Annotated in this window: 13 protein-coding genes; 4 read left to right on the top strand and 9 right to left on the bottom strand. The window is 60.4% G+C overall.

Annotation, left to right across the window (positions count from 1 at the left end):
• Positions 1-40: 40 nt before the first annotated feature.
• From topA to K0P33_RS09435, 5 genes are all read right to left on the bottom strand, one after another.
• Entirely contained in the window at positions 41-2,662 is a 2,622-nt protein-coding gene (topA, locus tag K0P33_RS09455; protein WP_094951163.1) for a type I DNA topoisomerase, read from the bottom strand.
• Positions 2,663-2,776: 114 nt separating this feature from the next.
• Complete coding sequence (locus tag K0P33_RS09450) at positions 2,777-3,013, bottom strand: DUF1653 domain-containing protein (protein ID WP_017137419.1); 237 nt, start codon at positions 3,011-3,013, stop codon at positions 2,777-2,779.
• 96 nt (positions 3,014-3,109) lie between these two features.
• Positions 3,110-4,285 carry an acetyl-CoA C-acyltransferase FadA gene (fadA, locus tag K0P33_RS09445; RefSeq protein WP_026136849.1) on the bottom strand — a complete coding sequence of 392 codons (1,176 nt, stop codon included), beginning with the start codon at positions 4,283-4,285 and terminating at the stop codon, positions 3,110-3,112.
• 29 nt (positions 4,286-4,314) lie between these two features.
• Complete coding sequence (gene fadB / locus K0P33_RS09440) at positions 4,315-6,462, bottom strand: fatty acid oxidation complex subunit alpha FadB (RefSeq protein ID WP_083359563.1); 2,148 nt, start codon at positions 6,460-6,462, stop codon at positions 4,315-4,317.
• Between the two features lie 494 nt (positions 6,463-6,956).
• A complete protein-coding gene (locus K0P33_RS09435; protein ID WP_242154977.1) occupies positions 6,957-7,394 on the bottom strand; it encodes a hypothetical protein in 438 nt (145 codons plus the stop codon).
• Positions 7,395-7,499: 105 nt separating this feature from the next.
• Here K0P33_RS09435 and K0P33_RS09430 point away from each other — a divergent pair, with 105 nt between their 5' ends.
• Positions 7,500-7,940, top strand: coding sequence for a universal stress protein (locus tag K0P33_RS09430; RefSeq protein ID WP_094951165.1), 441 nt, complete (start codon positions 7,500-7,502; stop codon positions 7,938-7,940).
• 94 nt (positions 7,941-8,034) lie between these two features.
• On the opposite strand, the gene K0P33_RS09425 is transcribed toward K0P33_RS09430, so the two are convergent.
• A complete protein-coding gene (locus K0P33_RS09425; protein WP_094951166.1) occupies positions 8,035-9,951 on the bottom strand; it encodes an ATP-binding cassette domain-containing protein in 1,917 nt (638 codons plus the stop codon).
• Positions 9,952-10,164: 213 nt separating this feature from the next.
• Here K0P33_RS09425 and K0P33_RS09420 point away from each other — a divergent pair, with 213 nt between their 5' ends.
• Positions 10,165-12,093: a transglycosylase SLT domain-containing protein gene (locus K0P33_RS09420; protein ID WP_242154976.1), complete on the top strand. Its 1,929-nt coding sequence runs from the start codon at positions 10,165-10,167 to the stop codon at positions 12,091-12,093.
• Positions 12,094-12,191: 98 nt separating this feature from the next.
• Here K0P33_RS09420 and K0P33_RS09415 read toward each other — a convergent pair whose 3' ends face one another.
• The gene (locus K0P33_RS09415; RefSeq protein WP_242156023.1) at positions 12,192-13,979 is read right to left on the bottom strand and encodes an ABC transporter transmembrane domain-containing protein; all 1,788 of its coding nucleotides are present in this window, start codon (positions 13,977-13,979) and stop codon (positions 12,192-12,194) included.
• 242 nt (positions 13,980-14,221) lie between these two features.
• Between K0P33_RS09415 and K0P33_RS09410 the strand changes: the two genes are divergently transcribed.
• A complete protein-coding gene (locus K0P33_RS09410) occupies positions 14,222-14,395 on the top strand; it encodes a PA1571 family protein (protein ID WP_176462939.1) in 174 nt (57 codons plus the stop codon).
• A 54-nt stretch (positions 14,396-14,449) separates the two neighbouring features.
• Here K0P33_RS09410 and pdxB read toward each other — a convergent pair whose 3' ends face one another.
• Positions 14,450-15,592: a 4-phosphoerythronate dehydrogenase PdxB gene (gene pdxB / locus K0P33_RS09405; protein WP_242154975.1), complete on the bottom strand. Its 1,143-nt coding sequence runs from the start codon at positions 15,590-15,592 to the stop codon at positions 14,450-14,452.
• A gap of 302 nt (positions 15,593-15,894) precedes the next feature.
• Here pdxB and K0P33_RS09400 point away from each other — a divergent pair, with 302 nt between their 5' ends.
• Entirely contained in the window at positions 15,895-17,289 is a 1,395-nt protein-coding gene (locus K0P33_RS09400) for an MATE family efflux transporter (protein ID WP_242154974.1), read from the top strand.
• Here the strand turns inward: K0P33_RS09400 and tusA are convergent.
• Positions 17,286-17,531 (bottom strand): sulfurtransferase TusA, encoded by a 246-nt coding sequence (tusA, locus tag K0P33_RS09395; RefSeq protein WP_094951171.1) that lies wholly within the window; start codon positions 17,529-17,531, stop codon positions 17,286-17,288. The genes K0P33_RS09400 and tusA overlap by 4 nt on opposite strands.
• Positions 17,532-17,545: the final 14 nt, after the last annotated feature.

The raw sequence follows: 17,545 nt of genomic DNA, 5'->3' as shown, positions 1-17,545 counted from the left end.
CGCCTTTGCGGGCGACCTTTATGTTTTGCAGGCTCGTCGATCAAGCGCCCTGGCGCTTGTCCTCGACCTTCCACTTGCCACCGTCGTAGAACGCTTTCCAGCCGGTAGGCTTACCGTCCACTTCGGTCTGCACGTACTGCTCCTTGGTTTTGCGGCTGTAGCGGATCACGGACGGGCGACCGTCGGGATCCTTCTTCGGCGCTTCACACAGGAAGTGGTACTTCGGATCGATCTCGTCTTTGTGCGGCACGATTTCCATGACCAATGGCGCACGGGTCTCGCGGTTTTTCGGGAACTGGCTGGCAGCCAGGAACAAGCCCGAAGCGCCGTCACGCAGGATGTAGGTGTCGTTGACCTTCTCGCACTTGAGTTCGGGCATCTTCACCGGGTCCATCTTCGGCGGCGCCGCGTCACCGCTTTTCAGCAGTTTGCGGGTGTTCTTGCACGTCGGGTTGGTGCAACCGAAGAACTTGCCGAAACGGCCGGTCTTGAGCTGCATCTCGCTGCCGCACTTGTCGCATTCCAGGCTCGGGCCTTCGTAGCCCTTGATGCGGTAGCTGCCCTCTTCGATCTCGTAGCCGTCGCAATCCGGGTTGTTACCGCAGATGTGCAACTTGTGCTTCTCGTCGAGCAGGTAAGCGTCCATCGCCGTGCTGCAGATCGGGCAACGGTGCTTGCCACGCAATACCAGCGACTCGGATTCACCCTCGTCGTCAGCAGCGATTTCATCACCCGGCACCAGGTTAACGGTGGCCTTGCAGCGCTCTTTCGGCGGCAGGCTGTAGCCCGAGCAACCGAGGAACACGCCGGTGGACGCAGTACGAATCTGCATCGGACGGCCACAGGTCAGGCACGGGATGTCAGTCATCACCGGCTGGTTAGCACGCATGCCGCTCTCAGGGCTTTCGGCTACTTCCAGCTTCTTCTTGAAGTCGCCGTAGAACTCATCCAGTACGTTTTTCCAGTCGCGTTCGCCCTGGGCCACGTCATCGAGGTTCTCTTCCATGCCGGCGGTGAAGCCGTAGTCCATCAGGTTGGAGAAGCTCTCGGACAGGCGCTCGGTAACGATGTCGCCCATTTTTTCCGAGTAGAAACGACGGTTGTGCAGCGCAACGTAGCCACGGTCCTGGATGGTCGAGATGATCGCAGCGTACGTCGAAGGACGACCGATACCGCGTTTTTCCATCTCTTTTACCAGGCTGGCTTCCGAATAACGCGCCGGCGGCTTGGTGAAGTGCTGGGACGGGTCGAGCTTGATCAGCTTCAACGTGTCGCCCTGGGCCATGTCCGGCAGTACATCGTCGTCGCCTGGCTTGGCGATTTGCGGCATCACGCGGGTGTAGCCGTCGAACTTGAGGATACGGCCCTTGGCACGCAGCTCGAAGTCGCCTGCGCCCACACTGACGGTGGTGGACAGGTATTGCGCCGGCAGCATCTGGCAGGCCAGGAACTGGCGCCAGATCAGCTCGTAGAGGCGCTCAGCGTCGCGCTCCATGCCCGTCAGCTTGCTTGGCTCAGTGTTGGCGTCGGAAGGACGAATCGCTTCGTGAGCCTCCTGTGCGCCTTCTTTGCTGCTGTAGACGTTTGGCTTCTCCGGCAGGTACTTCTTGCCGAACTCGGTTTCAATATAGGTACGCGCCATCGCCACCGCGTCTTGCGACAGGTTGGTGGAGTCAGTACGCATATAAGTGATGTAGCCGGCTTCGTACAAACGCTGGGCCATCATCATGGTTTTCTTCACACCGAAGCCCAGGCGGTTACTCGCAGCCTGTTGCAGGGTGGAGGTGATGAACGGCGCCGACGGCTTGCTGCTGGTCGGTTTGTCTTCACGCTTGACGATGCTGTAGCTGGAAGCCTTGAGCTTTTCCAGCGCGGCCATGGCCTGGGCTTCGTTCAGCGGCTTGAAAGCCTCGCCTTTCTCACGGGCCACGTCAAAGCGCACGTTGGCGCCCTTGGCAGTGCCGAGGTCAGCGTGGACTTCCCAATACTCTTCGGGGTTGAACGCACGAATCTCGCGCTCACGCTCCACCACCAGCTTTACCGCAACCGATTGCACACGGCCGGCGGACAGGCCACGGGCGATTTTCGCCCACAGCAGCGGCGAAACCATGTAGCCCACGACGCGGTCGAGGAAACGCCGTGCCTGCTGGGCGTTGACGCGGTCGATGTCCAGTTCGCCGGGCTTGGAGAAGGCTTCCTGGATGGCTTTCTTGGTGATTTCGTTGAACACCACACGCTTGTAGCGGCTGTCATCACCGCCGATGGCTTCCCGCAGGTGCCAGGCAATGGCTTCCCCTTCGCGGTCCAAGTCCGTCGCGAGATAGATGGTGTCAGCATCCTTGGCGAGCCGGCGCAGCTCTTCAATGACCTTTTCCTTGCCAGGAAGGATCTCGTACTTGGCCTTCCAGCCATGTTCCGGGTCCACACCCATGCGCGAGACCAGCTGCTTACGCGCTTTCTCTTTAGGGGTGAGCACCGGACCTTCGCCCGCGGCGGCCTTGCCGCGCTTGGCGGCAGGCTCCTTGCTGGCGCTAGCCGAACCGCTGGTGGGCAGGTCTCGGATATGGCCGATACTCGACTTCACCACGTACTCGTTACCCAAGTACTTGTTGATGGTCTTGGCCTTAGCCGGGGATTCCACAATGACCAGCGATTTGCCCATGGATCGGAAAATTCCTGAATTCGAGAAGTGAAAGGCAGTTGGCGCCTGTCGCGGCAACGCTATATATAGTGGCAACAAGGTGAGGTCAAGCGCAGCATTCTGCGCGGCCTGCCGTTATTGCCCTGAAAAAAGACTGGGTTCGACCTGGACCAAAGCAAAGCGCGGGACCTGCTCGCCGTCAACTTCGACGGTCTCCAGGAACATGCTCAACGGGCGTACCCAAAAGCCGTAATCGCCATACAGTGCTTGGTAAAACACCACTTCTTCTTCGGTCTCGGAGTGCCGTGCCACGTTAAAAACGCGGTACTGCGGCCCCTTATAATGTTGGTAGAGCCCTGGTTCGACTTTCATGCTCTGGCCCTCTTACAAAATTTATTAAAAAAAATATTAAAAATTCCAAAAAACAAAAACCGGGGCACTGGGCCCCGGCTTCCGTCAACCTAACGCTTAGACGCGTTCGAAGACGGTGGAAATGCCTTGGCCGAGACCAATGCACATGGTTGCAACCCCAAGGTTGCCGCCATTTTGCTTCATCACGTTAAGCAAAGTGCCGGAAATACGCGCACCGGAGCAACCGAATGGGTGGCCCAGGGCAATCGCACCGCCGTGCAGGTTAACCTTCTCGTTCATCTTGTCGAGTACTTTCAAATCTTTCAGCACTGGCAAGGCCTGTGCGGCGAAAGCTTCGTTGAGCTCGAAGAAGTCGATATCGGAGATGGTCAGGCCCGCGCGCTTCAAGGCTTTTTGTGTGGCCGGTACTGGACCATAGCCCATGATCGCCGGGTCCACACCCGCCACTGCCATCGAACGGATCACCGCCAGCGGCTGGATACCCAGGTCCTGGGCACGCTGCGCCGACATCACGATCATGCACGAAGCACCGTCAGTGATTTGCGACGAAGTACCGGCAGTCACGGTACCGCCCTTTGGATTGAAGGCAGGTTTGAGGGCCGCCAGGCTTTCCAGGGTGGTGTCCGGACGAATGGTTTCGTCGTAGTCGAACAGTTTCAGGAAACCGTTCTCGTCGTAGCCGTTCATCGGGATGATTTCATCCTTGAACTTGCCTTCCACAGTCGCCTTGTGGGCGAGCTGGTGGGAACGCACACCGAATGCGTCCTGGGCTTCACGGGTAATGCCGTGCATTTTGCCGAGCATTTCTGCGGTGAGGCCCATCATGCCCGAGGCTTTTGCCGCGTACAGCGACATGTGCGGGTTAGGGTCAACGCCGTGCATCATGCTGACGTGGCCCATGTGCTCCACGCCGCCGACCACGAACACATCGCCGTTACCGGTCATGATCGCTTGCGCTGCGGTGTGCAGCGCGCTCATCGACGAGCCGCACAGGCGGCTGACAGTCTGGCCAGCGGCTGTGTGCGGGATCTGGGTCATCAACGACGCCATGCGCGCGATGTTCCAGCCCTGTTCCAGGGTCTGGTTGACGCAGCCCCAGATCACGTCTTCGACTTCGTTCGGGTCGACCTTGACGTTGCGTTCCAGCAATTTGCTGATCAGGTGCGCCGACATGTCTTCGGCACGGGTGTTGCGGTGCATGCCGCCCTTGGAGCGGCCCATCGGTGTGCGACCGAAGTCGACAATCACCACGTCTCTTGGATTCAAGCTCATAAATATTCTCGCTCTATTCGTCTGGGCGCTTAACCGAAGAAGCTCTGGCCATTCTTGGCCATTTCACGCAGCTTCGCGGTCGGGTGGTACAGCGGGCCCAAATCAGCGTATTTGTCAGCCAGGGCAACGAACTCGGCCACACCGATCGAGTCGATGTAACGCAGCGCACCACCACGGAATGGAGGGAAACCAATACCGTACACCAGGCCCATATCGGCTTCGGCGGCGGTTTCAACGATGCCGTCTTCCAGGCAACGCACGGTTTCCAGGCACAGGGCGATCATCATCCAGTTGATGATGTCCTCATCGGACACCTCACGCTGTTCGTAGATGACCGGCGCGAGTACTTCGTGAACCGACGGGTCGGCCACTTTCTTCTGCTTGCCCTTCTTGTCAGCCTCGTAGGCGTAGAAGCCCTTGCCGTTCTTCTGGCCCAGGCGCTTGGCCTCGTAGAGCGCGTCGATCGCCGAGCGGCGGTCGTCTTTCATGCGATCCGGGAAGCCTTCAGCCATGACGTCACGACCGTGGTGGCCGGTGTCGATGCCGACCACGTCCATCAGGTACGCCGGGCCCATTGGCCAGCCGAATTTTTCCATGACTTTGTCGATACGCACGAAGTCCACACCGGCGCTGACCAACTTGGCGAAACCGCCGAAGTAGGGGAACAGCACGCGGTTGACCAAAAAGCCCGGGCAGTCGTTGACCACAATCGGGTTCTTGCCCATTTTCTTGGCGTAGGCAACGGTGGTGGCAACTGCCAGCTCGCTGGACTTCTCGCCACGGATCACTTCCACCAGCGGCATCATGTGCACCGGGTTGAAGAAGTGCATGCCGACGAAGTTTTCCGGACGCTTGAGGGCTTTGGCCAGCAAGCTGATGGAAATGGTCGAGGTGTTCGAGGCCAGGATAGTGTCTTCCTTAACCTGGGCTTCCACTTCAGCCAGTACGGCTTGCTTGACCTTCGGGTTCTCGACAACCGCTTCGACCACCAGGTCGACGTGGCCGAAATCGCCGTAGGACAGCGTAGGACGAATGCCATTAAGCACTTCAGCCATTTTCGCAGCGGTCATGCGGCCTTTATCAACGCGGCCCACCAGCAGCTTGGCGGCTTCTGCCAGGCCTTGCTCGATGCCGTGCTCGTTGATGTCTTTCATCAGGATCGGCGTGCCTTTGGACGCCGACTGATAGGCGATACCGCCACCCATGATACCGGCGCCGAGTACGGCAGCCTGTTTCACGTCTTTGGCGATTTCGTCGTAGGCCTTGGCCTTTTTCTTCAGTTCCTGATCGTTCAGGAACAGGCCGATCAGGCTCTGGGCAGCCGAGGTTTTCGCCAGTTTGACGAAGCCTGCAGCTTCCACTTCCAAGGCTTTGTCGCGACCGAAGTTCGCGGCTTTCTGGATGGTCTTGATCGCTTCAACCGGCGCCGGGTAGTTCGGGCCGGCTTGGCCCGCCACGAAACCTTTGGCGGTTTCGAACGACATCATTTGTTCGATGGCGTTGAGCTTGAGCTTTTCCAGCTTCGGCTGACGCTTGGCCTTGTAGTCAAATTCGCCGCTGATGGCGCCCTTGATCAGGTTCAGTGCCGCTTCGGCCAGTTTGTCCGGGGCAACCACAGCATCGACGGCGCCGACTTTCAGCGCGTCTTCTGCACGGTTTTCCTTACCCGCGGCAATCCACTCGATGGCGTTGTCGGCACCGATGATGCGCGGCAGGCGTACGGTGCCGCCGAAACCTGGGTAGATGCCCAGTTTGACTTCAGGCAAGCCGATTTTGGCGGTCGCCGACATGACGCGAAAGTCTGCCGCCAGGCACATTTCCAGGCCGCCGCCCAACGCGATGCCATTGATTGCGGCAACGGTCGGCACGTTGAGGTCTTCGAAATCGCTGAAGATCTTGTTGGCTTCGAGGTTGCCAGCCACCAGCTCGGCATCGGGCAGCTTGAAGTTGTCGACGAATTCGGTGATGTCAGCGCCGACGATAAACACGTCCTTGCCGCTGGAGACGATCACGCCCTTGACCGAAGCATCTGCTTTGATGGTGTCTACGGCCTGACGCAGTTCGTTCAGGGTTAGACGGTTGAACTTGTTGACGGACTCACCCTTGAGGTCGAATTTCAATTCGACGATGCCACTTTCAAGAGCCTTAACCGTGATGGCTTTACCTTCGTAAATCATCAACTGATCTCCACGATATGGAAGCTGAACAGTACTCACTGGACGCTGGCCTATGGTTAAACATTGATAGTTGCGTCAATGCTCACACCCATTCGCCAGGCACACCCGCCAATGCGCTAGTCGGGGTTCTGTATGAGCGGTCTGACAGACAAACGCTCAATTCATACGCCCGTTTGATTTGGGTACGCCACCTTCATCCAATTCTGGGCAATTGTCAATCGCTCGAAAGGCTAGGGAAAACGCGACTTTCCAGTCAGTTCAGAACCCCCACCCTAAGCCCGCGCCTCGTCAATATTCAAATATTCACGAAATCAATAGTCTGAAATTTGTGGGAAAAGGCTGTACACAACGGGATATGCCGCTAGGCTAGCGACAAGCTTAATGCGCCTGGATGAACATCCGACGCGTGAATCACAGATTTCCGGCCTGCCTGGCCAACTCCAGCCCGATGATGATGTCGGGCTTTTTATTGCCTGGCTTTTATCTGACAGACATCAAGCCAGGGCCTTGAGCAACGTATCAATGTCCTTCAACACACTCGCCTCGCCCTTCTCGCCCCAGCACAAGGCGATCATCTGCTTGTCGGCCTCGACCTTGTAGACGTTGTCCGGCAGCGTCGCAAAATGCGCCAACAACTTTTCATCGACGCACACCTCACGCCACTGATTGACCCACACACCCGGCTCCAACTGCCAATAACTCCAGATGGCCGGCGTACGCCCGCGCCGTGGGCGGCAGTACTGCGCGCATGGGCTCGGCGGCTCCTGCTTGAGCCAGTGCGGCCACTCCTGGGGTGCCAACTGCATGGCCAGGCCGATGCGGCGCGCCTCCATCCGCAGGGCCATGCGCCCACTCTGATGGCGTGAGGGGCGCAGCCATGCCAGAGGGCTCAGAACCACTAGAAGGATTGACACCACTATCCAGACCGTCATATCTGTACTCCCGAATTTCTAAATGAGCGGATTTGATTTGACGCAACCCCATCCGCTTGAAAGCAGCCATACTGAACTTATTGCAGTCCCCTGGAGGAACGCCCCATGTCATACGAACATATTCTGGTCGCCGTAGACCTGACCGAAGAGTGCGATCCAGTCATCAAGCGCGCCCGCGCCTTCGCGGTCGCCAGCGACGCCAAACTGTCGCTGGTGCACATCGTCGAGCCGATGGCCATGGCCTTTGGAGGCGACGTGCCCATGGATCTGTCCCAGTTGCAGCAACAACAGTTTGACCAGGCCAAAGAACGCCTGGAGCGGTTGATCCTCAAATACCCGGAAGTGACCAAGGAGAACTCGCACCTCACCTACGGCCAGCCGCGCCAGGAAATCCACCACCTGGCCAAGGAACAGGGCTGCGACCTGATCGTGGTCGGCAGCCATGGCCGCCATGGCTTGGCATTGCTGCTGGGCTCGACCGCCAATGATGTGTTGCACGGCGCGCCGTGTGATGTGCTGGCGGTGAAGCTGGTAAAAAGCGCTTAAGAGCGACACAGCTCCCACATTTGAAGTGTATTTCATACAAAAAAACCGGCGCTCATATAAATGAGCGCCGGTTTTTTTAATGCGCTTGAATCACTCAGGCATCCAGCTCAGCCCAACGCTCAACCAACACTTCCAGCTCCTGGTTCAACGTCTCCAGGGAAGCAATGACCTTGGCGGTTTCGGCCGCCGGGCGCAGGTAGAAACCTGCGTCAGCCATGTCCGCTTCTACTGCGGCAATCTGCTGTTCCTTGGCGTCGATATCACCCGGCAAGGCTTCCAGCTCGCGTTGCAGCTTGTAGCTGAGCTTCTTCTTGGCCGCCGGCGCAGCTTCCTGGGCCGGTTCAGCAGCGGCAACCGCCACCACTGCCGAGGTCAAGTCGGCTTTGCCGGACTTGCTCTCGGTCACGCCCAGCAGGCGCGGCGAGCCGCCCTGACGCAGCCAGTCCTGATAACCACCGACGTATTCACGCACTTTGCCTTCACCTTCGAAGACCAGGGTGCTGGTGACCACGTTGTCGAGGAATGCCCGGTCGTGGCTGACCATCAGCACAGTGCCGTTGAAGGTCAGCAAGACCTCTTCCAGCAGCTCGAGGGTTTCCACGTCAAGGTCGTTAGTCGGTTCGTCGAGTACCAGCAGGTTGGCCGGCTTGCTGAACAGCTTGGCCAGCAGCAGGCGCGCACGCTCACCACCGGACAAGGCTTTCACCGGCGTACGTGCACGCTGTGGGCTGAACAGGAAGTCGCCCAGGTAGCTCAGCACGTGGCGGCTCTGGCCGTCGATGTCGATAAAGTCGCGGCCTTCGGCGACGTTGTCGATCACGGTTTTTTCCAGGTCCAACTGGTGGCGCAACTGGTCGAAGTAGGCCACGTCGATCTTGGTGCCCTCCTCTACCGTGCCGCTGGTCGGTTGCAGGCCATTGAGCATCAGTTTGAGCAAGGTGGTCTTGCCGGTACCGTTGGCGCCCAGCAGGCCGATACGGTCGCCGCGCTGCAGGACCATGGAGAAGTCCTTGATCAGGAACGGGCCATCCGGGTGATGGAAGCTGACGTTCTCCAGCACCATAACCTGCTTGCCCGACTTGTCGGCGGTGTCGAGCTGAATATTGGCCTTGCCAGTGCGTTCGCGACGCTCGCTACGCTCATTGCGCAGAGCCTTGAGGGCACGTACGCGACCTTCGTTACGGGTGCGACGGGCCTTGATGCCCTGGCGGATCCAGACTTCTTCCTGAGCCAGCTTTTTGTCGAACAACGCGTTGGCGGTTTCTTCAGCGGACAGTGCGGCTTCCTTGTGCACCAGGAAACTGGCGTAGTCGCCGTTCCAGTCGATCAGGCCGCCACGGTCCAGTTCAAGGATGCGCGTTGCCAGGCTCTGCAGGAAGGCACGGTCGTGCGTGATAAACAGCACGGCGCCCTGGAAGTCCTTGATGGCTTCTTCCAGCCAGGCGATTGCGCCGATGTCCAGGTGGTTGGTGGGTTCGTCGAGCAGCAGCAGGTCCGGCTCGGACACCAGGGCCTGGGCCAGCAGCACGCGACGACGCCAGCCACCGGACAACTCGGCGAGGGTCTTGTCGGCCGGCAGTTGCAGGCGGCTAAGGGTGCTGTCGACCAGTTGCTGCAAGCGCCAGCCATCACGGGCTTCGAGGTCTTGCTGGACGTGCATCAGCTTGTCCAGGTCTTCTTCGGTGACGCAGTTCTGCGCCAGGTGATGGTATTGCGCGAGCAACTCACCGACGCCGTCGAGGCCTTCGGCAACCACGTCGAACACTGTCCGTCCGTCGGCCACCGGCAATTCTTGCGGCAATTCGCCGATCTTCAGGCCCGGGGCGCGCCAAACAGAGCCGTCATCGGGCTTCTGGTCGCCTTTAACCAGCTTCATCATGCTGGACTTGCCGGTGCCGTTGCGGCCGATGATGCACACCCGCTCACCACGGGCGATCTGCCAGGACACCTTGTCCAACAACGGCATAGCGCCGAAAGCAAGGGACACATCGCTGAATTTGAGCAGGGTCATACGCTTCTCCAAAAACTGGGCGCGCATTCTACCTGACTTGAGGGTTGGATGCGGCCGGCATTTTCGCTATCGACACGTTCTGTAGGACATTTACGCTGAACTTCAGCCAGCCGGCCGGCAAAGCTTTCGCCGGCCGCTGGCAAAAGGCTAAGCTAGGGGTAATCAGTGTCGGCAGTGCCGGTGCTAGTCGTGATTTCTCTGCACGGACGTCTCATGCGCAGTCGCCTTTTCAACTTTTTATCTTGTCTGCTTCTTTCCGCCACCGCCGTTCAATCCGCCCAGGCCGTGGACCTCACCACCCAACGTCAATATTACGATGAAGCCAAACGCGCCCTCGCCAAAGGCGACAGCGGCCCGTACATGCAATACAGCCAGGCGTTGGCCGACTACCCGCTCACGCCGTACCTGGCCTACGACGAGCTGACCGCGCGCCTGAAAACCGCAAGCAACGAGGAAATCGAACAGTTCCTCGCCAAAAACGGCGACCTGCCCCAGGCTAACTGGATGAAACTGCGCTGGTTGCGCTGGTTGGCCGACCGTGGCGACTGGCAGACCTTTGAAAAGTACTACGACGCCAAACTCAATTTCGTTGAACTGGACTGCCTGCATGGCCAGTACCAGCTCACCCATAACTTGAAAGCCGAAGGCTACAAGACCACCGAAAAACTCTGGCTGACCGGCAAATCCCAACCCGCCGCCTGTGACGCCACCTTCGGCCAGTGGGCCGCCGCTGGCCAACTCACCGAACAAAAAATCTGGGACCGCGCCAAGCTCGCCGCCGAAGCGCGCAACTACGCGCTGGCCAACAGCCTGGTGAAAACCCTGCCAACCCTCGGCGCCCAGGGCCGCCTGATGGTCGACGTAGCGCAAAAGCCCGACATGCTCAGCGATCCATCGCGCTTCCTGCCCGCCAGCGAGGCCATGTCTGACGCCGTAGGCCTGGGCCTGCGCCGCTTGGCACGCCAGGACCCGGAGAAGGCCATGGCCCTGCTCGACGGGTATGCCAGCAGCATGCACTTCTCCCGTGAAGAAAAAGTGGCAATCGCCCGCGAGATCGGCCTGACCCTGGCTAAACGCTTCGACCCGCGCGCCCTTGAGGTGATGACCAAGTACGACCCGGAGTTGCGTGACAACACCGTCTCCGAATGGCGCCTGCGCCTGCTGTTGCGCCTGGCCCGTTGGGAAGACGCCTACCAGTTGACCCGCAAACTCCCACAAGACCTGGCCACCACCAACCGCTGGCGCTACTGGCAGGCTCGCAGCCTGGAACTGGCCGAGCCAAAAAACCCGCAAGCCCTGGTGCTGTACAAAAACCTGTCGCGGGAGCGGGATTTCTATGGCTTCCTCGCCGCCGACCGCTCCAAGGCGCCGTACCAGTTGAACAACAAGCCACTGGTGATGAGCCAGGCGCTGATCAACAAGGTGCGTAACACGCCCGGCGTGCGCCGTGCCCTGGAGTTCTATGCGCGCGGCCAGATCGTCGATGGCCGCCGCGAGTGGTATCACGTCAGCCGTCACTTCAACCGCGATGAAATGGTCGCCCAGGCCAAGCTGGCCTATGACATGAAGTGGTACTTCCCGGCGATCCGCACCATCAGCCAGGCACAGTACTGGGACGATTTGGATATCCGCTTCCCGATGGCCCACCGGGACACCTTGGTGCGCGAAGCCAAGGTGCGTGGCCTGCATTCGAGCTGGGTGTTTGCTATCACCCGCCAGGAAAGCGCCTTCATGGACGACGCCCGCTCCGGCGTCGGCGCCAGCGGCCTGATGCAACTGATGCCCGGCACCGCCAAGGAAACCGCGCGCAAGTTCAGCATCCCGCTGGCCTCACCGGCCCAGGTGCTCGACCCGGACAAAAACATCCAGCTCGGCGCGGCCTACCTGAGCCAAGTGCACAGCCAGTTCAACGGCAACCGCGTACTCGCCTCCGCCGCCTACAACGCCGGCCCCGGCCGTGTTCGCCAATGGCTGCGTGGTGCCGACCACCTGAGCTTCGACGTGTGGGTGGAAAGCATCCCATTCGACGAAACCCGCCAGTATGTGCAGAACGTGCTGTCTTATTCGGTGATCTACGGGCAAAAGCTCAACTCACCGCAGCCGCTGGTGGATTGGCATGAGCGGTATTTTGATGATCAGTAACACCTAGGCCGGAGGTCGCCATACTGTTGGCGACTCAACCCCCGTGGCGAGCGGGGGTCTTGTGGCGAGCGGGCTTGCCACAGCAAACCCGCTCGCCATCAGCCGTCGCTATTGGCGACCTCAAGCCCATCACTGAACTGCAACGCCGCCAACCGCGCATACAGCGGATTGCTCGCTATCAACTGCTGGTGCGTGCCTACCGCCACTAGCTTGCCCTGGTCCATCACCGCGATCCGATCGGCGTTCTTCACCGTCGCCAACCGATGCGCAATCACCAACGTGGTGCGGCCCTGCATCAGTTGCGGCAACGCCTGCTGGATCAAGTGTTCACTCTGGGCATCCAGCGCGCTGGTGGCTTCGTCCAACAGCAGGATCGGTGCGTCCACCAGCAACGCGCGGGCGATGGCCAGGCGTTGGCGCTGACCGCCGGAGAGGCCCATGCCGCCGTCGCCGAGATGGGTCTGGTAGCCGTCGGGCATTTGCAGGATGAAGTCGTGGGCGTGGGCGATGCGCGCGGCAGCCTCGACCTGGGCGGTGGTGGCGGACGGGTTGCCGTAGCGAATGTTTTCTTCGACGCTGCCGAAAAACAGCGCCGGGCTCTGGGACACCAACGCGAAGTGGCGGCGCAGGTCCATCGGGTCGAGTTCGGTCAGTGCGTGGCCTTCCAGCAGGATGCAGCCTTGCTGGGGGTCGTAGAAACGCAGCAGCAGGTCGAAAATCGTCGATTTACCGGCACCGGACGGGCCGACCAAGGCCAGGGTTTCGCCGGGATTGATGGTCAGGCTCACACCATCGATGGCGTAGCTGTCGGGCCGCGACGGGTAGGAAAAGCGCAGGTCTTGCAGTTCCATGCGGCCGCTGACGCGCTGCGGCAATTGCACAGTACCGGCGGCAGGCGCCTGAATTTCGTTACTCGACTGCAACAACTCGCCAATCCGCTCGGCGGCACCGGCGGCGCGCTGCAGCTCGCCGAGCACTTCGCTCAGGGTGCCAACAGCGCTGCCGACGATCAGGCTGTAGAACACGAACGCCGCCAGCTCACCACCGGAAATACGCCCGCTGATCACGTCCATACCACCGACCCAGAGCATCACGCCCACAGCGCCCAGCACCAGCATGATCACCAAAGTAATCAGCCAGGCGCGCTGTGCGATGCGCTTGCGCGCCGTGGCAAATGCCTCCTCCACGGTCACGGCGAAGCGCTGTTCGTCCTGCACTTGGTGGTTGTAGGCCTGCACGGTCTTGATCTGGCCGAGGGTCTCGGACACATAGCTGCCCACGTCGGCGATGCGGTCCTGGCTCAGGCGCGAGAGGCTGCGCACACGGCGCCCGAAGATCAGGATCGGCGCCAGCACCAGCGGCAGCGCGATCACCACGATACTGGTGAGCTTGGGGTTGGTGACAAACAGCAACACGATGCCGCCGATGACCATCAAGGCGTTGCGCAGAAACAATGACAGCGACGAGCCGATCACTGATTGCAGCAAGGTGGTGTCGGTGGTCAGCCGTGACTGGATTTCCGAACTGCGGTTGTTTTCGTAAAAGCCTGGGTGCAGGTAGATCAGGTGGTTGAACACCTGCCGGCGAATGTCCGCCACCACCCGTTCGCCGATCCACGACACCAGGTAAAACCGCGCAAACGTGCCCACGGCCAGGCCCAACACCAGAATCATGAACAAGCCGATGGACTGGTTGAGCAGGTGCGGCGATTGCGTCATAAAGCCCTGATCCACCAACAGGCGAATGCCCTGGCCCATGGACAAGGTGATGCCCGCCGTGACGATCAGCGCCAACAGGGCACCCAGCGCGTGCCAGCGGTAGGGCGCAATGAAGCGGCTGGCCAGGCGGATCGCGCGGCGTTGACGGACTGAAAGCATGGAGGGCAGCACCTGTGCAGGAAAAGTATCTACAGCACAACATTGGGGGAACTTGGCTGAATAACAATGAGTCAGGTTAATTATGCCCGCCGATGCTGACCGCTAGAGGCTATCGGTCTAACCCCTGGCTGGAAATTTGTATCGGTTTCTGGTGGACTGGATGTTCTAACCGATGACCTTGTAAGGAGTTGTAATAGCTCGGTCACGCGGGGGAATTAAAGTAGGTACACAACCTGATGAGGAGACAGGCCATGACCTTGCAAAATAGCAGCGATGCCAAGATTGAAGTGATCCGCCAACCGCAGTATCTGCCTTGCTCCGTGATCGACGCCCAAGGCCGCGAAGTGCAGATTACCGAAGAGATGATCCAGCAAGCGTGCCGCGAGCTGGAACAGCGACTGGTCAAGCCTGCCAAGCAAGGCTGATACGCCTAAGCTCTTTGTGACCCGGCCTTGATGGCCGGGTTTTTTATGCCTGTTTTAAAGGGTGATGGCGCCCAATGCCGAGACGATGTTCGACAGCGCCGCCGACTCGCCATTGATGCGCACCTTCAGGCCATCAATCTCACGGCGCTGCGGGTAGTGCTTGCGCAGCAGGTCGAACGCCTTGCGCTGCTCCTGCACGGTGCCTACGAGGCTGCGACGGAAATCCGCATCATCGCGGCGCGGGTCGTACACACTGCGGCACAAGGTCGCCAGCGCCCAGGCCGGGTCGGTCGATGCGTTCAAGTGCACCTCGGCCAGCCACGGTTGCGGCAGCAGATCACTTAAATGAATGCTCGGCTCCTGGCCCAGATGGGCACAGAACGCCTGGTAAATCTGCGCGGTGCCGCGCTGTTTGCCATCGAGACTGTAGCCGGCGATATGCGGAGTGGCCAGCACGCACAGGTCGGCCAGGTCGACATCCACTTCGGGCTCGCCTTCCCACACGTCCAACACCGCTTGCAGGTCCTCACGCTCCAGCAACACTTCCCGCAGCGCAGCGTTGTCCACCACCGGGCCACGGCTGGCGTTGATCAGCCAGGTGCCGGGCTTGAGGCGGTTGAGCCGCTCGCGATCGAATAAGTGCCAAGTGCAGCCGTTGCCGGATTTGGTCAGCGGCGTGTGCAGGCTGATCACGTCGCACTGCTGGATGATCTGCTCCAGGCTGACGTAATCACCGTCTTGGGCAATCTGGCGCGGCGGGTCGCACACCAGCACGTTCCAGCCCAGGCCCTTGAGCACCTTGACCAACCGCCCGCCCACTTCACCGGCACCGACAACGCCGTAGGTACGCTGATTCAGGTCGGCGCCCTCGATCTCAGCCAGGGTCTGCAGGCTGCCCAGCACATAGTCCACCACGCCGCGCGCGTTACAGCCGGGCGCGCTGGACCAACTGATGCCGGCCTGTTTGAAGTAATCCAGGTCCAAATGATCGGTGCCGATGGTGCACGTGCCGACAAAGCGTACCTTTGTGCCTTCCAACAACGCGCGGTTGACGTTGGTCACCGAACGCACCAGCAGCACATCGGCCTGCTCGACCGTGGCGCGGTCGATGGAACGGCCGGGCACCCGGCGAATCTCGCCAAACCCTTCGAAGAATGCATCGAGCAGCGGGATATTTTCGTCGGCAACAATCAACATGGCAGGCTCCTTTCGCGGACCAGCAGTGTACAGGGATGCGATCTGTGTAACACCGCAGATGCCAGGTGGGCAGTGCTTATGTGGGAGCCGGGCCTGTGTGGGAGCTGGCTTGCCTGCGATGCAGACACCACGGTCTATCAGCTATACCGAGATGATGCTATCGCGGGCAAGCCCAGTTCCCACAGGGGTTCAGCGCCTGCCTGAAGATCGCTTACAAATCCCTAACACAGGTTTTTTCCTGACCCGTGCGTCAGCGCGTAGACTTCGCCGTCCTTTGCAACTCTTTTACTGGACAGCCGCACGTGAACACCGCCACCGCCGCCCTCTCCCGCCCCGCCCGCGTCAACCGTGAGGTGCGCAGCCTGCTGACCCTGGCCCTGCCGATCATGATCGGCCAGCTCGCGACCACCGCCATGGGCTTCGTCGATGCGGTGATGGCCGGGCGTGTAAGCCCTCGGGACCTGGCGGCCGTGGCCCTGGGTAACTCGATCTGGATTCCGGTGTACCTGCTGATGACCGGCACCTTGCTGGCCACCACGCCGAAAGTCGCCCAACACTTCGGCGCCGGCCGCCACACCGAGATTGGCCCGTTGGTGCGCCAATCCTTGTGGCTGGCCGTGCTGGTCGGGCTCACCGCGCTGCTGATGCTGGTCAGCGCCGAGCCGATCCTGCATGCGATGAACGTCGACCCCGAGCTGATCAAACCCTGCATGGCCTACTTGCACGGCATCGCTTCCGGCATGCCCGCCATCGCTCTGTATTACGTGTTTCGCTGCTTCAGTGATGGCCTGGGCCGAACGCGGCCGAGCATGGTCATGGGCCTGTGCGGGCTGGCGCTGAATATTCCGCTGAACTACGTGTTCATCTATGGCCATTTCGGCGTGCCGGCCATGGGCGGCGTGGGCTGTGGCTGGGCCACGGCGATTGTGATGTGGGTGATGATGCTCGGCCTGGCCGCCTGGACCCGCTGGGCGCCGGCTTACCAGAGCAGCGAGTTGTTCAAGCGCTTCGACTGGCCAAAATGGTCGGTGATCAAGCGCGTGCTGAGCATCGGCCTGCCGATTGGCATCGCGGTATTTGCCGAATCCAGCATCTTTGCGGTGATCGCCCTGCTGATCGGCAGCCTGGGTGCCAACGTGGTGGCCGGCCACCAGATCGCGCTGAACTTCAGCTCGCTGGTATTCATGATCCCTTACTCGCTGAGCATGGCCGTGACCGTGCGTGTTGGCCAAGCCCTGGGCCGTGGCGAGCCGCGTGAAGCGCGCTTTGCCGCCGGGGTCGGCATGGGTACGGCACTGACCTACGCCTGCCTGTCGTGCAGCCTGATGCTACTGTTTCGCGAGCAGATTGCGACGATCTACACGCCGGACCCGCTGGTGATTCACGTGGCGTCGATGCTGATTGTGTTTGCCGCGCTGTTCCAGTTTTCCGACGCGATCCAGGTCACGGCCGCCGGCGCGTTGCGCGGCTACCAGGACACACGGGTGACCATGGTGCTGACCTTGTTTGCTTACTGGGGTGTGGGGCTGCCGGTGGGTTACGCCCTGGGGCTGACCGACTGGCTGGGCGCCGCCAGGGGCCCGAGTGGCTTGTGGCAGGGGCTGATCGTGGGCTTGAGCTGCGCCGCCGCGATGCTGGTGATCCGCCTGGCACGCAGCGCGCGCCGGCGGATTCGCCACGTTGCGGCGCTGGCTTAATCGACCTTCTTGCGAATCCAGTACAGGTACGTACCGGCCTGCTCCTGCTGATCCACCAGCTCGTGGTCCAGGAACACGCAAAACTTGGGAATATCGCGACGGGTCGACGGGTCGGTCGCGATGACCTTGAGCAAACCGCCGGGCGGCAGGTCGCGGATGTGTTGGTGCAGCATCATCACCGGTTCCGGGCAGTTGAGGCCGGTGGCGTCGAGCGTACCGTCGACAGGTAAATCAACACTCATAGTTCACTCCTGAA

The sequence above is a fragment of the Pseudomonas sp. ArH3a genome, from assembly GCF_022648765.1.
GTDB lineage: Bacteria > Pseudomonadota > Gammaproteobacteria > Pseudomonadales > Pseudomonadaceae > Aquipseudomonas.
The sequence above is the reverse complement of the archived record's forward strand: the minus strand, read 5'-3'. Positions and strand labels throughout refer to the sequence as shown.